Origin of the sequence: Knoellia locipacati (assembly GCF_044791685.1) — a bacterium.
Classification (GTDB): domain Bacteria; phylum Actinomycetota; class Actinomycetes; order Actinomycetales; family Dermatophilaceae; genus Knoellia; species Knoellia locipacati_A.
Genome location: NZ_CP087730.1, coordinates 2,222,588 through 2,237,792, shown reverse-complemented (window position 1 = coordinate 2,237,792; position 15,205 = coordinate 2,222,588). Strand labels below are relative to the sequence as shown.

Annotated in this window: 9 protein-coding genes; 5 read left to right on the top strand and 4 right to left on the bottom strand. The window is 66.9% G+C overall.

The window, feature by feature from the left end:
• Window positions 1-1,842: 1,842 nt before the first annotated feature.
• The 3 genes from LL946_RS10360 to LL946_RS10350 all read right to left on the bottom strand — a co-directional run bounded on the left by LL946_RS10360 (window position 1,843) and on the right by LL946_RS10350 (window position 4,488).
• Window positions 1,843-2,379, bottom strand: a complete 537-nt coding sequence (locus LL946_RS10360) for a DUF2892 domain-containing protein (RefSeq protein ID WP_404380341.1) — start codon at window positions 2,377-2,379, stop codon at window positions 1,843-1,845.
• Window positions 2,380-2,702: 323 nt separating this feature from the next.
• The gene (locus LL946_RS10355) at window positions 2,703-4,196 is read right to left on the bottom strand and encodes a multicopper oxidase family protein (RefSeq protein WP_404380339.1); all 1,494 of its coding nucleotides are present in this window, start codon (window positions 4,194-4,196) and stop codon (window positions 2,703-2,705) included.
• A 49-nt stretch (window positions 4,197-4,245) separates the two neighbouring features.
• Window positions 4,246-4,488: an SHOCT domain-containing protein gene (locus LL946_RS10350; RefSeq protein ID WP_404380337.1), complete on the bottom strand. Its 243-nt coding sequence runs from the start codon at window positions 4,486-4,488 to the stop codon at window positions 4,246-4,248.
• Between the two features lie 233 nt (window positions 4,489-4,721).
• Between LL946_RS10350 and LL946_RS10345 the strand changes: the two genes are divergently transcribed.
• The 4 genes from LL946_RS10345 (at window position 4,722) to LL946_RS10330 (ending at window position 7,520) form a co-directional block, all read left to right on the top strand.
• Window positions 4,722-5,378, top strand: a complete 657-nt coding sequence (locus LL946_RS10345) for a winged helix-turn-helix domain-containing protein (protein WP_404380335.1) — start codon at window positions 4,722-4,724, stop codon at window positions 5,376-5,378.
• Between the two features lie 53 nt (window positions 5,379-5,431).
• Complete coding sequence (locus tag LL946_RS10340; protein WP_404380333.1) at window positions 5,432-6,514, top strand: ATP-binding protein; 1,083 nt, start codon at window positions 5,432-5,434, stop codon at window positions 6,512-6,514.
• 320 nt (window positions 6,515-6,834) lie between these two features.
• On the top strand, window positions 6,835-7,158 hold the full coding sequence (locus LL946_RS10335) for a metal-sensitive transcriptional regulator (protein WP_404380331.1): 324 nt from the start codon (window positions 6,835-6,837) through the stop codon (window positions 7,156-7,158).
• Between the two features lie 170 nt (window positions 7,159-7,328).
• Window positions 7,329-7,520 carry a heavy-metal-associated domain-containing protein gene (locus LL946_RS10330; RefSeq protein ID WP_404380329.1) on the top strand — a complete coding sequence of 64 codons (192 nt, stop codon included), beginning with the start codon at window positions 7,329-7,331 and terminating at the stop codon, window positions 7,518-7,520.
• 1,245 nt (window positions 7,521-8,765) lie between these two features.
• On the opposite strand, the gene LL946_RS10325 is transcribed toward LL946_RS10330, so the two are convergent.
• Window positions 8,766-9,125: a hypothetical protein gene (locus LL946_RS10325; protein ID WP_404380327.1), complete on the bottom strand. Its 360-nt coding sequence runs from the start codon at window positions 9,123-9,125 to the stop codon at window positions 8,766-8,768.
• A 253-nt stretch (window positions 9,126-9,378) separates the two neighbouring features.
• On the opposite strand from LL946_RS10325, the gene mobF reads away from it, so the two are divergent.
• Window positions 9,379-15,102 carry a MobF family relaxase gene (mobF, locus tag LL946_RS10320; protein ID WP_404380325.1) on the top strand — a complete coding sequence of 1,908 codons (5,724 nt, stop codon included), beginning with the start codon at window positions 9,379-9,381 and terminating at the stop codon, window positions 15,100-15,102.
• Window positions 15,103-15,205: the final 103 nt, after the last annotated feature.

The window sequence follows — 15,205 nt, the reverse complement described above, 5'->3', positions numbered from 1 at the left end:
GTCGATCAAGCGGTGGCTGACCAAGATGGCGGGCTGCCACGGGTGGTTCGCCTCGAGCCCGCGTCGAGCAGCCAGCCGACGGTCTGCGTCGCGGACCGGGTCCGTGGCTGCGCGCTGGCTGTCGCAAGTAGCCAGGCGGTGGCCTGTGGACGACGAGAGCGGTATTCCGGACCTGGGGATAACAACACTGGGCTGATCGCGAACGTCCGCCGGCAATGAGCCAGCGGTCGGAACGCGTCAGAGTCGGACGTGTCGCACTAGTGCATTTACCGTGTGAGGTGGTCAAAGTGGCGCGATCCATCCTGAAGGTGGCAGCGTTCATGCCGGCCGTGGGCGCGAACACCCTGCTGACCGTGACCTTCGCTCCACTTCTGCCGCCGTTGGCAGGGTGGATCCTGTTGTCGGCGGGCTTGTGGCCATAGCCGCTCTGGTCTGCGGACTGGGCAAGGACCTCGCCATCCGGATGTTGTTTCGGGGCGGGCGCCTCACGGCACCCGAGGAGTGGCTCTTTGCCCCTGCCGAGACTGCTGTGTCAGCGGGGCAGCTACCTGCGAATATGGCGCGGCGGTCATCGCCCACGCAGCAGGGACCGTTCGCGCCGCAGTTGTCCGCTGTGGCGCGGCCCTGAGTTCCGGACGTTGCCGTGACAACTCGTCAGGATCGTCGCCCTAGGCATGGCTCGGTGGTTTGCCTGGTCCCGTTGACAAGGCTGGCGTGGCGATTGCGGTTCATCGTCGGCGGCATCGCGCCCGTACAGAGCCATATCAAGCGCAGGCCCGCGGGGATCGTCGCGGGCGCCGGCGCCGGCCTTGTGGTCACCCTCAGCTACGTCACCCCGATGCTCGCAGTGCCTGGGCTACGGCGGTCTCCGAGGCTGGGGACCGAGAGGTGGATCGTGCCGGTCTCGGTGAGCCGTTCGCCGCCTACCTGCGCCGGTGCTCGAGGTCACCAGAGACCGCGGAGCGGGTCCACCGCCTGATTGGTTGCCGACCTGCGCCGCGCCGGACTCTTCCCGCGGTCTCCGTATGATCCCGTGCTCGACCTGACCCCACGCCCATCCACCCTGAGCGTACCCACTGTAGACCGCTCAAGACCGCTCAAGGGATCGTCCTTAGCCTCAGTGGTACGACCCTGCAGAGGTCGTACCCATTCGCCTCCGGCGCTCAGCTTGTGCTCCTGCTGGCGGCACAACGAGAGCGCCTGCTCGAGATGAAGGACGAGGCAGGCCAGCGCCTCCTGTGCGGCATGGAGGAATCGCCTGACCCTGCTCACCGTCGCCGCGGCCTCGGCCGCATCGACCGAAGGGGTCACCGGATTTCTCGTGCCCACCATGGCCCATATCTCGTGTGGTGAGTCAGTGCTGGGCTCACCAGCGGCGGCAGGGGTATGCCGGGCGTGAGCCTCATGGTTGTCGGCCACTGCGGCGTCGTTGAAGGGCAGTTTCTGAGCCCTGACAGCCGTGCTGTGCGGCTTGACGGCTGTGGAGGTCTGAGTGAGCCGCGCGGGCGGGCGGTGGCTCGTTCCTCGGCTCGCAGCGATGGTTGGGCACTGACCGGCCTGAGCAGTGGCAGCCGCAGGCGCGAACCCAGCCCGCCACTTCCGCCACCGCTGTGACCGCTGGGTCGTAGGTCACACGGTGGCGGTCTGGTTCGCCGCGTTTGCCTGGACGGCCTCTACCCCCGTCGACGACTCAGCGTGGACTTGATGGCGTGGGCCGATGTGGCCCGGCGCAGGCCTGACAGCTGCAAGACGGTCCTCTGACTCATGACAACGCATCACCGTGGCCGGCTCGAAAATCAATGTCAGGCATAGGAAACATTTCACCCACCTGGGGTATTCCGCTCAATCTCGATGCCCGGGCATGGGCAACATCATCGCGGCCATCATGGCCACGCCCAGGAGCGCGTAGGCGATGGCACCCGCACCCCACACACCGGTTCCGACGAACGCAGACACGATGAACAGCATCAGAGTGGAGCAGGCCAGCAACATTTGAGCGTGGTCCTCACCATGACTGTGGGACTCGCCTGCCGGCTGGCCGTCAGGCTCGTCGGTCAGATAGTCGGATGTCGGCTTCACCGTGGGTGTGTCGTCGTGCCAATCGACTCGATGGCGGTCGCCGTCTGGCGCAGTGCTCCCTCGTCCTTTCGGCAATGCCGGAACGTGGCCCAGCATCTTGTACAGCGGGCAATGACCGGTCGCACCGGTGACGACCAGGTCGAACCCGGCGAGGCCAACCAGGACCTTGAGGATCGATGCTGTGACGGAGCTTGCGTCCTGTAGGAGCCATACTCCTGCGACTACGGCTGTTGCGCCGAGAACCACTCTTGCGATGCGTTCGGTGGGGGTGATGTTCACGGACGGTCTGTCGATGCCCATGTCTTCCCTCCTTTCTTCCATCTCCACCGTGGTCCACTCAAGTAGAGGTAGCAGCGGGTCCGTCGTGAAGGTTTGCTGAAGGGCTTTACGGGTGGTGCTCGGTGTGCTGCTCTGTTGGCCCAGGGCTCGGCGCATCGGTCGTGGCGCTGTCGGCGCTGATGGCTGGCCTACGGCGAGAGCCGAGAGGAGGAACATGGCTGTCCAGGAACGCGGTGCCTGCGATCAGACCGACGTGGTGCAGGACGTGAGGTACGAGCCCCAGAACAGCACCGACGACAGTGCCAGTGGTGTCCCGGACGGCTGCCAGGCGGCTGGGCTGCTGGTCAGGCACGGTAAGACAGGGTCGTCATCATGCCGGCCTCGGCGTGGTAGATGTTGTGACAGTGCGTCGCCCACTGCCCGGGGTTGACAGCGTCGAGGTCGACCTCGACGGACTCCATGGGGCGAACGATCACGGTGTCCTTGCGTGCTTCTGTCTTGCGGAGTCCGAAGGTGTGGCCGTGCACGTGCATGGGGTGAAACATCATCGACATGTTTCGCAGCCGCAGCCTGACCCGCTCCCCTTGACGGATCTCGAGCGGGTCTGCCTCGTCGAAGGTCTTGCCGTTGATGGTCCACCGGTAGTTCGTCATCGACCCACCCAAGACCAAGTCGTGAGTGCGATCGACTTCTTGTGCGCGCAGGGCCACTTCAGGGGTGGCTCGGAGCTGAGTGCCGAGAGCGACCTGCTTGCGCAGTTCGGCGGGTGTCACTCCGGGAGCAGGAACGTCACCGCCCGCTGTGCGAACCAAGGCCATGCCTTGGCCCGATTTCCCCTCGGCGGACGCGACCAGCGGAAACGTCCCATCGCCCAAGGTAACGACAAGGTCAAAGCGCTCCCCCATCCCAATCAGCAATGCATCCGTATCGGTCGGGACCACGGGGAAGCCGTCGCTGTGCGTGACCGTCAGGCGGTGGCCACCAAGCGCGACGCGGAAGGCAGTGTCCGATGCCGCGTTGATCATGCGAATGCGCACTCGCTGGCCGGGCTTCGCACTCAAGGTGACAGGAGACGAGGGCACCCGTCCGTTGATGAGGTAGTGGGGGTAGGTCACATCACCGGCACCGCCAAGGAGCGGTGATTGCATGTCCCCGCCCATGCCACCCATTGGCATCCCGCCCATGGAGCCGTGGTCCATGCCTCCCGCGCCCGCGCCCCTCCGCAGCGAGGCGAGCACGCCATCGGGCGTCTGGCCAGTGCCGTCGACCCAGTCGTCGAGGACGACGATCCATTCCGCGTCATAGGCGCCGGGCTCGGCCGGATCGTCGACCACAAGAACGCCGTACAACCCGCGGTCCAGCTGCACCCCCGAGTGCGGGTGATAGAAGTAAGTGCCCGGGTCAGGAACGGTGAAGTCATAGGTGAACTGGCTGCTTGTCCCTATGGGGGACTGGGTCATCCCCGGTACGCCATCCATGTCGTTACGCAGCGCCACTCCATGCCAGTGCACGCTGGTTGATTCGGGAAGCGCGTTATCGACGATCACCACCACGCGGTCACCCGCTGTGGCGCGCAGCAACGGGCCGGGAACGCTGTCGCCATAGGCCCAACTGCGGACCATGGGACCGCCCAGATCCAAGGTCGCTGGGCGCGGGACCAAGCGCGTGGTGACGGTGCGTTGCCCGGCCACCCGTCGTGCCCGCTCGGCCATCTCGACGGCCTGGGATGAGGACGTGACCGCAGTACCGGTGGAGGTGCTGCACGCTGCCATTCCCCCGACGGTCAACAGCCCGCCAGCGGAGCCGAGCAGGACGGTACGTCTGCTGATGGTGGGCATGCTGCGCGTCTCCTCAGGGGGGGTGGGGTGCTTGGTCGGCCGGTGGGTCTCAATGTGCCGAGCGCAGCACGACCTGGCGAGCGTGGTATTCGTCGGTGTCGATCTCGCCGCGGGCGAACCGCTGGTCAAGGATTCGACGGGCGTCGTCGTTCCCGTCCCGGGTCTGCTTCGGATCGCTGCGCGTACCCCTGAACAGGGCCACGACAGCTACAACCACCAGCGCCCAGAAGGCGATGGCCGTCAGGCTCATCAACAGCCACCCCGTCCAACCCATACCGTCGTTCCACATCATTGTCTTCAGCTCCTTCGTGTCGATGCCCCCACTGTCGAACGGCGACCCGGTTCGCGCGGCTGCGGTTGTGTGAAGGTTCGCTGAAGATGCGCTCGCGCCGAGGCGTCCCGTCGGGTCGCGGCGATCGCGTCCTGCACGATGGGCTGATGGTCCACGACACGGCAGCCGGGCAACCGACCCTTCCAGCACCGTTCCGTGGCGTCCGGGCGCTGGTCGTTGAGGATGACGTACCCATGGCGACCATCATCGGCAACTACTTGGAACGCGAGGGTTACGAGGTCCGCCTGAGCCATGACGGCGTGGCCGCCGTGCAGGCGGCTCGCGCGGTCGACCCCGACGTGGTGGTGCTCGACCTGGGCCTGCCGGGTCAGGACGGGATCGAGGTGTGCCGACAGCTGCGCACCTTCTCCGACGCCTACGTGGTCATGCTGACCGCGAGGGCAGACGAGCTCGACACCCTGATCGGGCTGTCGGTCGGCGCGGACGACTACATGACAAAGCCCTTCAGCCCGCGCGAGCTCGTGGCACGACTTCGAGCGATGCAGCGCCGGCCCCGCCCGATGGACGGCGCAGATGACGGCCCGACCTTTCGAAGGTTCGGGACACTGGCCATCGACCCCATCGGCCGGGATGTGTGGCTCGACGATGAGCCGGTGCCCCTGACGCGAACGGAGTTCGACGTGCTGGCCGTCCTGTCAGCCCGACCGCGGATGGCCTTCAGCCGACGCCAGCTCATCGATCTGGTGTGGGGAGAGACGTGGGTGGGTGACGAGCATCTGGTTGATGTTCACATCGGGCATCTGCGGCGCAAGCTCGGCGACGACGCGGGCGCAGCCCGGTTCATTCGGACGGTGCGTGGCATTGGCTACCGGATGGGGACGGGCGAGTGACGCGGCCTCAGATGGAGGCACGGGGGTTGGGGGGTGCCGGCTTGGCGCCGCGCTTGCTCATCGCTCAGACGCTCGTGCTGGTCGCGGGTGCTGTGACCGCGTGGCTGGTTGCTTCTGTCGTCGGGCCGAGCATCTTTCATGACCACCTGCGCCAGGCCGGAGTCGGTCACTCCCTCAGCGAGGCTGCCCATGTGGAGGAGGCGTTCGGGTCTGCCCTGCTCATCGCGCTGGGTGTGGCGTTGACGGCGTCGGTGCTGCTCGCTCTTGGGGTGACTGTGTTCTTCACTCGGCGCGTGCAGCGCTCGACCGCTGCCGTCGCACACTCTGCCTCCAAGATCGCCAGTGGGCACTACCAGTCACAGGTCCCCAGCCCTGGTCTGGGCGCTGAGTTCGACCAACTCGCCACCACCATCAACGATCTCGCCCAGCGCCTCGGCGACGTGGAAACCACCCGCCGCCGCCTGCTGGCCGACCTTGCGCACGAGATGCGGACACCGCTGGGCAGCATCGTGGCGCACCTGGAGGCGATCGAGGACGGCCTTCGCAGTCTTGACGACGAGACCCTGGAGGTGTTGCACGGCAACACGGCACGCCTGCAGCGCCTCGCCGACGACATCTCTGCCGTGGCCCGTGCGGAGGAAGGTGGGCTCGACCTCCGACCGCTACCCACGGATACGAACACGCTGGTTGAGTCGGCTACGGCGGCTGCACACAACGCGTACGACGCGAAGCAGGTGGCCCTCGAAGTGGACACCCGGCCAACGAGTTCCGTCCTGGCCGACCCGGACCGCATGGCTCAGGTGCTCGCCAACTTGCTCGACAACGCGCTGCAGCACACCCCGTCCGGCGGCCGCGTTCGAGTCTTCGTGCGCAAGCCCGACCCCGACTGGGTCGAGATCACCGTGACCGACAACGGCGAAGGCATCGACGCCCAACATCTGGTCCACGTCTTCGAGCGGTTCTACCGCGCCGACCCGGCCCGCAGCCGCGTGCGTGGCGGCAGCGGCATCGGCTTGACCATCAGCAAGGCGCTCGTCGAAGCCCACGGCGGAGGCCTGTCCGCATCGAGCCCCGGCCCCGGTGGCGGAGCCGCCTTCACCATCCGACTTCCCTCAACCGGGCGTAGCCCTCGCTGACCGCCCCGGCACGCGTCTGCGTGGGCGTCGAAACTTCATAGGACCTCCGACGAACACCTCGGCTGCGCTGAGCAGGCTGATGGCTACGCCTCCACGGCGGAGGAGCCACGAGACCAAAGTCCGCTCCGCGCCGATCTCATGTCTCTCATCAGGTCGGAGCACCACTGGGGTGAGATCTGCACACGTGTGACCTGCTCCGCCGACGTTGAACCAATGACGGGCTGCAGTGGCTAGGCCATCGACCGTGACGCAACAGCGCAGCTCCGACCCGGGGTACATCTCGGAATATTACCCCTGGAGGGTATGTTGGATCTGTTGACATGGAGGAGGAGTTGATGGGCGAGAGAAGTCCCACCAGGGTCGTGCCGGGCTACATCGACAGCAAGGATGACCAGTTGCGGCGGCTGCGGCGGATCGAGGGTCAAGTCCGCGGCCTGCAGAAGATGGTGGAGTCCGATACCTACTGCATCGACATCCTCACGCAGGTCTCCGCCGCCACCAAAGCGCTTGAAGCAGTGGCCCTCGGCCTACTGGACGACCACCTTCGCCATTGCATATCCCTCGCAGCGGACGGGACCACGGCCGGCCTCGACCGTCAGATCGACGAGGCCTCTGCCGCGATAGCCCGACTTGTTCGTTCCTAGCCAACACCTCAAGAAAGCGAAACCCGATGTCGCAAAACGCTCCTGAAATGTCTCTGCCGCTGGCGCAGTCGAACGGCTGCGCTTGCTGCGCCGGGACGTCGTCCGCACCCGACAACGCATTCCCAAGCAAGGAGACCGCCACGAATACCCATACCTTTCCCGTCACCGGCATGACCTGCGGCCATTGCGTCTCTGCGGTCACCACCGAGCTGAAGGACCTCCCCGGCGTCACCGAGGTCGACGTCGACCTCGTCGCCGGTGGCTCCTCCAGCGTGACGGTGGCCACCACGGCACCCCTCACGGACGACCAGGTCGCTGCGGCCCTCGACGAGGCCGGCGGCTACCACCTCGCCCGCCCGTAACGAAACACCAGCCCAGCCCGCCGGGAAAGGACAGCACCATGAGCACGGACGTGGACGACGTTCAGCAGCACGACCTGGTGGTCGAGCTCGTGATCGGCGGCATGACCTGTGCCTCATGCGCGGCTCACTCCCACTCGCTAGGGCCGTAGAAACGGGCACCTGCACGGTCCCGCTTGGCTGCTGCGCCTGGCCGTTCCTACGCGCGCCGGCAGACGAAGCACGCTCAGGTCGCCGGGGCCTTGGATCTTCGGGGCACGACCGCGCTCGTCGCCCGCCCGGCCTTCGGGCAGCAGGAGCCGACCACGAGCCGACGGTGCAATGGCACCGTCGGCTCGACCCGCATGGGCGTCAGCAGGTGTGAGCGGGGTTCCACATCGAGATGCCTCGGTGCATGCCTGGGTTGTGGGTTTGGTCGAAGCCCATGGACTGGGCGCATTCTCGAACATGCTGGCCGTACGTGGCGGCGGCAGAAGGTGCTGCCGATGCTGAGGTGGATGCCAGAACCACCCCGAGGACAACGGATGCTGTTGCGGAAGCAAATCTCAGTGCGAAGCGCGTCATGTGATGTTCCTTCTTGTCGATGGATGTTATGGGTCGGCAGGCCACCGCGTCTCCCGGCGAAGGCCGGAAGCGCTGACCCTTGATAGAGGCCTTCGTACCAGCAATGGGTGGCGCTTGGTGACGGGGTTGGATAACACAACCCTCCTCGCCCGACCCACGTCGCGGAGTCGCCTTTCCGTGAAGGTTCGCTAAAGATGCGCGTCCGTGGACGCTCGGGGGACAGGCGCCGTCGCGCTGACCCGGCCCCGCGGCCAGGCGCGCGGCGGCAGCCTGACCATCAGCAAGGTGCTCGCCGAGGACCACGGTGGAGGCTTGTCGGCGGCGGGTCCCGGCCCCGGTCTGGGGCGACCGTCCCCGTCCGGCTCCTTCTCACTCGGACCTAGCCCCGCTGACACAGTGGGTTGTCGCACCGATGGCCGAGCAATTCCGCACCCGCCAGCGCCGTCACGTCGTGGCCCCTGCGAAGGCGAACCGATGCGCGATCACAACCCGTCCCGCCGCGTACCAGAACCGCCCGTGACCACGCCCCAGTGATTGCGCCGGTCGACCACAAGCAGCCACTCCCCTTGACGGTCACAATCTTGGCCCGCCAGCGCTCGACGACGTCCCTGTCTTCAGTCGCGGCCGCGAGGGAGGCCAACCCCTGGTCATCGAGCCTGCGAGCACCCACGCGTCGACCCGTCCCTAGGACTCGACCGAAGGACGTTCCACGGGCGCGCCTGCTTCCGTCTCGTCAGCCGAGTCCTGCCCGACCCGTCGAAGCCGCGCAGCTTCAGTGCGCGAGAGGTCCGGACCGCACCAATCCACTGCTTCGTTCAGCGTGAGTCGCTCGTCCTCGACCATCTTCCGCAGGGCATCGCTGGCCTGTCGTTCCCAGATGCTCACCTGGTGATCCCGTTCGGCCAAGGCGACCGTCACCGTCACCCCGAGACCACTGAGCCGCTTCTCGCGCTGCTCCCGCTCGACACGCATTGACTTCTGCGAACTCAGCGCTGCCTGACGCGCTGTCTGACGCACCGACTGATCACCTTTTGTCTGCCCCATCCTTGCCGCCACCTTCCGTGAATCGAGTGTCGTCAACACCCCCGTAAGCCCTCACACCACGTTCAGCGTTCACGTCCTCCTCATCGACCTCAGCCAGCCCACCACAAGCCCCAGACAACTCATCTCCAGAGCACCGACCTACCCACCCTGAAGACCGAAATCTCATGTGCCACACACCTCATGCATTCCCGGTGCTTTCAGTTTCAATTATTGACCGCCAGAGGGCGCCCGACGGGCTTTTCTAGGTGTGACGATGTCCATGCACAAGCTGACTGCCGGGAGCGGGTACGACTACCTGACCCGGCAGGTAGCCGCACAGGACGTGACCGATAAAGGTCACACGGGCTTGGCCAGCTACTACGCCGAGAAGGGCGAGACCCCGGGTGCCTGGATGGGCTCGGGTCTGATCGGTATCGATGGAATCCAGGCCGGCGACGTCGTCACGGCCGAGCAGATGCAGGCGCTCTTCGGCTCCGGGTATCACCCCCTGGCGCAGCAGCGGGCTGACGCTCTTTCCGGCCCGGATCTGACCGACCGGGACCACGAAGCAGTGACCCGGCTCGGCGCTCCGTACAAGGTCTACTCCAGCGATGTGTCAGCCTTCCGCCTCGAGGTCGCCAAGCGCATCGCAGACTTCGCGTCCGAGCTTGGCCACCCTTCGGACTACCCGATTCCCACCGATGACCGTGCCCGGATCCGCACTGAGGTCGCGGTCGAGTTCTTCCGCGCCCAGTACGGCCGCGACCCTGAGGACTCCCGCGAGATCGCCGCCACCATCGCCAAACACTCGCGGCCGCGAACCACTGCCGTCGCCGGCTACGACCTGACCTTCAGCCCGGTAAAGAGTGTCAGCACCTTGTGGGCGATCGCCGACCCGACGGTCGCGGCCCGGATCGAGCGCGCGCATCAGGCTGCCGTCAAAGACGCTCTGACGTACCTGGAGTCGCACGCTCTCTACACCCGCACGGGAACCAACGGCGTGCGGCAGGTCGACGTCAACGGCATGGTGGCCACGGCCTTCACGCACCGCGACAGCCGGGCCGGGGATCCCGATCTGCACACCCATGTCGCCGTCGCCAACAAGGTCCAGACCGACGACGGCCGGTGGCTCGCGATCGACGGTCGGGTGCTATTCAAGGCCAACGTCACAGCCTCCGAGACGTACAACACCGCGCTGGAGAAGCACCTCACGGCTGATCTGGGACTGCGTTTCGAGGAGCGCCCGAACGAGGACGCCCGCAAGCGGCCCGTGCGTGAAATCGTTGGCGTCGACGCGCGGCTGAACGAGCAGTGGTCGGCACGACGGGCGAGTATCCAGACGCGCCGTGGCGAGTTGGCCGAAGAGTTCCAGCGAACGCACGGAAGGCCACCGACACCGGTCGAGTCAATCCAGCTGGCGCAACGCGCAACGCTTGAGACGCGCGACGCGAAGAAGGCGCCACGCACGCTCGATGAGCAGCGCGCCACGTGGCGCACCCAGGCCACTGAGGTGTTGGGCGGAGCAGCAAGTGTCGAGGCCATGGTGAGGTCGGCCCTCTCCCCCACCCAAGTCCCTGCCCGTCCTGTCTCCTCAGCGTGGATGACGACGACGGCTGAGGAGATCACCGCCACGATTGAGGCTCGGCGAAGCACCTGGCAGGTCTGGCATGTGCGTGCCGAGGCCCAGCGTCAGGTGCGGGCCATGGACCTGCCAGCGGCGGACATTGAGCGGGTTGTCGACCTCCTTGTTGGTGACGTCCTGGACGCGCGGTCGGTGCGGCTGACCTCCCCGTCCGACGGCATCGAGGAGCCTTCCCGACTGCGCCGGCGGGACACCTCGAGCATGTACACCGTCTACGGGGCGGAGCAGTACACCTCGAGCCGAGTGCTCGCCGCTGAGGAGCGCCTGGTGGCCGCCGCCGCGGTGCGTGACGGCCGTGTCGCCACGAGCGACGCCGTCGACCTGGCACTGCTGGAGTCGACCGCGAACGGCGTCACCCTCAACGCGGGCCAAGCAGCCTTGATGCGCGGCATGGCCACCTCCGGTGCCCGGCTCCAGTTGGCGATCGCACCTGCCGGTGCGGGCAAGACCACGGCGATGCGAGCCCTGGCTGCGGCCTGGTGCAATGACGGCGGCACAGTCCTCGGTCTGGCACCCTCCGCCGCGGCCGCCGCCGTGCTGCGCGACCAGCTCGACAGCAGAACGGACACTCTGGCCAAGTTGGTGTGGTCCATCGATCACGGCGACCTGCCGCAGTGGGCCTCCTCGATCAACAGCGGGACCCTCGTCGTAATCGACGAGGCAGGCATGGCCGACACCCTCACCCTCGACGCGGCCGTGCAGTTCATCACCGACCGAGGCGGCGCAGTCCGGCTCATCGGCGACGATCAACAGCTCGCGGCCATCGGTGCCGGCGGTGTGCTGCGCGACCTGGACACCACTCACGGTGCACTGCGGCTGACCGAGCTGATGCGCTTCGCTGACCCCGCTGAGGGTGCCGCATCACTGTCGCTGCGCGAAGGGGAAACCGAATCGCTCGGGTTCTACCTCGACCACGCGCGGGTCCATGTCGGCGACCTCGCCACCATGACCGAGGACGTGTTCTCCGCCTGGCAGAACGATCGCTCCAAAGGTCTGGACGCGATCATGCTGGCACCCACCCGCGAGCTCGTGTCCGAACTCAACCGGCGTGCGCGAGCCCACCGCCTCGAGGGCGCCCTTGCTGGCCACGAGGTGCAGCTGGCCGACGGCAACGCCGCCTCCGTCGGCGATCTCATCCTCACCCGCGCCAACAACCGCCAGCTGCGCATGACGGCCTCGGACTGGGTCAAGAACGGCGACCGCTGGACGGTCCTCAAGGTCGAGACCGGCGGAGACCTGAGCGTTCAGCACACCCAGAACGGTCGCATCATCACACTGCCCGATGCCTACGTCCGGGCCTCTACCGAACTCGGCTACGCCACCACGGTGCACGCCGCCCAAGGCGTCTCCGTCGACGCCATGCACGGTCTGGCCACCGGCGACGAGTCCCGACAACAGCTGTACACGATGATGACGCGCGGACGTCTCGCCAACCACATCTACCTTGAGGTGGTCGGGGACGGAGATCCCCACAACGTCATCCGGCCGGACAACCTTGTCCCCTCCACCGCTACCGACATCCTCGAGAACGTCCTGGCCCGGGACGATTCCCCATCATCGGCGACGACGATCCTGCGCGAGCAGCAGGACCCGCGGATCCTGCTGGGGCAGGCCACCGCCCGCTACACCGACGCGCTCTACTTCGCAGCCGAGAACACGCTCGGCGCCGCGGCTGTCGCGACCTTGGAGACCGAGGCCGACACGATCGTGCCGGGTCTCAGCGAGCACGCGGCCTGGCCGACGCTCCGCGCCCACCTCATCCTTTTGGGTGCGCACAACGTGGACCCGGTCGCCGCACTACGCCAGGCAGCGACGAGTCGGGAACTGGATTCGGCCGGCGACCCGGCAGCTGTTCTGGGCTGGCGACTCGACGACTCCGGCCTGCGCAACGCGGGCGAAGGCCCCCTTCCGTGGGTGCCTGGCATCCCCCCTGCGCTGCGTCAGCACCCGACCTGGGGCGACTACCTCACCGCCCGAAGCGCACTGGTTGAGGGCCTCGCCGAGAAGGTGCGCCAGGGGGCAACGGCGGGTCCAGCGCCGGCGTGGGCGCGTCAAGGTCAGGTCCTCCCCTCCCCCAACGTTCTTGGTGACGTCGAGGTGTGGAGGGCTGCGATGCAAGTTGCCGACCGAGACCACCGCCCCACCGGGGCACCGCAGCTCCAGAAGAGTGCGGCCCTGTGGCAGAGGCGCCAGCTCGCGGCACTCATCGGGACACGGACACCAGCCCTGCAGGAGTGGGGTCCCGTCCTCGAGCGGGTGGCTCCTTCTGTCCGGTACGACGACTATCTGCCGGTTCTGGCGGAACGACTGGCTGGCATGTCTCACGTCGGCGTGGATGCCCGCGGCCTGCTGCGTAGCGCCCTGAACGAGGGCACCCTGCCCGACGACCACGCGGCCGCTGCGATCTGGTGGCGGATCAACCGCCGTATCGGCCCTGCCGTCCTCCATGAGGTCGACCAGTCCCTGTCGACGACCTGGCAGCCCCGACTCGTCGACATCCTCGGCGGCGAACGGGCACGACACCTGCAGCGGGACAGCATGTGGCCGGCGCTGGTGACGTCGATCGACCACGCTCTCCAACGCGGGTGGCGGCTTGAGGACCTACTGACCGGCACCCAAGACGCCGATGACTGCCAGACCTTGGTGTGGAAGATCTCTGTGCTCACCGACCCCGTCACCCCGGAGAACGTCGACGGAGACGACGAGAGCCTTCCCGAAGATCTCCCCCCGGAAGACATGTGGGACGGAGTGGACGCCCCCGCCGGCGCCTCAACCCATTCGGAGTGGCACAACCTCATCCACGGCACCTCGCAGGCCGTTGCCGACGATGTCGTCGCCGAGCCGGAACCTAACGCGGCCGGGGATGATCTCGACGTCGAAACCGGCCTCCAGTTGGCCGCAATGATGCGCGAGCACATGGGTCCGTTGGACCCGACCGATGAGCAGATAAACACCATGGTCAGCCGGGCAGCGGAGTGGGACGACAGCCCCGTCCCGCGCGAACGCATGGTCGAGCTCAACCAGATGGCCCAGGACTTCTTCGCGCGAGGGTTCTCGTCCCGTTGGGCCGCCAGCTACCTCGAGGAGCGGTTCGGCCAGGACCTCACGGACCACCCCGAGTTCGCGCCCGGGCATGCACCCGCAGGGTGGACCGCTCTGGTGACGCACCTGCGCGGGCGAGGTGTCACTGACGAGGAGATGGTGTGCACCGGCTTGGCCACCGTTGCTCGCACCGGTCGTCTGATCGACCGCTTCCGTGACCGGGCGACGTTCCCGATCGTGCACAACGGCAAGATCTTGGGCTTCGTGGCTCGTCGCCACCCAGACCGCACCGACCAGGACAACGCGGGGCCCAAGTACCTCAACACGTCGGACACCATGCTCTTCCACAAGGGCGCCCAACTGTTCGGCGCGGGATCCGCACTTGCGGGCACCACAGTCATCCCTGTCCTTGTCGAAGGACCCATGGACGCGATCGCCGTCACGCTAGCCAGCGGCGGACGCCATGTTGGTTTGGCGCCTCTCGGCACATCCCTTACCGAGGACCAGGCCGCCGAATTGGCCCTGCTCAGGCGGGCTCCGATCGTGGCCACCGATGGCGACATCGCTGGGCGGGTGGCCGCCGAGCGGGACTATTGGCTGCTGGCCCAGCACGGGTTGGCCCCAACGGTGGCCGCCTTCGCGGAAGGCTCCGACCCTGCCGACGTGCTGGCCAGCCAGGGACGCCAAGCGCTCGTCGACGCCCTTGAGCAAGCCAAGCCGTTGGGCGAGGCATTGCTCGATGAGCGCCTGACCAACCTCACTGGTGATGAGGCACTCGACCACGCGTCCCAGGTTCTGGCTGCACAATCAGGTGCCCAGTGGGACCAGGGTGCACAGCGAATCGCGACACACCTGGGCCTTACCGAGGGCGACGTCCGTGGACGACTGCACGCGGCCGTGGAGCGGTGGAACCGAGATCCCCGCAAAATCGCTCAGGCGCGGATCGCTGACGTGCGAGCCGTCCGCGATCGGCTCGCGGCCTCGTCCTCGCTGCCCCTCGACGAACGGTGGGTTGCCACGGCTCACGAGTTGGATCCTCGACTGCCCACCGAGAAGGACTGGCCCGCACTGGCCAACATGCTCGAGCAGGCACACCTGGAGGACCACGACGTGCCCCAGTTGATCCGTCAAATGGTCGACGGCGACCCTCTTGGAGACCGCCCAGCACAGGACTTGCGTTACAGGCTGGCCGCGCACCTCCCGCCACCGGACTCCACCCCGGCGCCTGCACCTGTGGGCAGCACCGGTGCCGCGTATGACCGCCGCCAGGCGACACCACCGGGCGCCCGGGCCGATCGTCGACCCCGCCGGTGAAGGGGCGCACTTATCTGGGCTGCCGAAATGCCGCGTGATGAATGTGATCGACGGAGCGTGGTTGTCGCATCGGGTACGTCGTACTCGCGTTATCTGCGGTGGT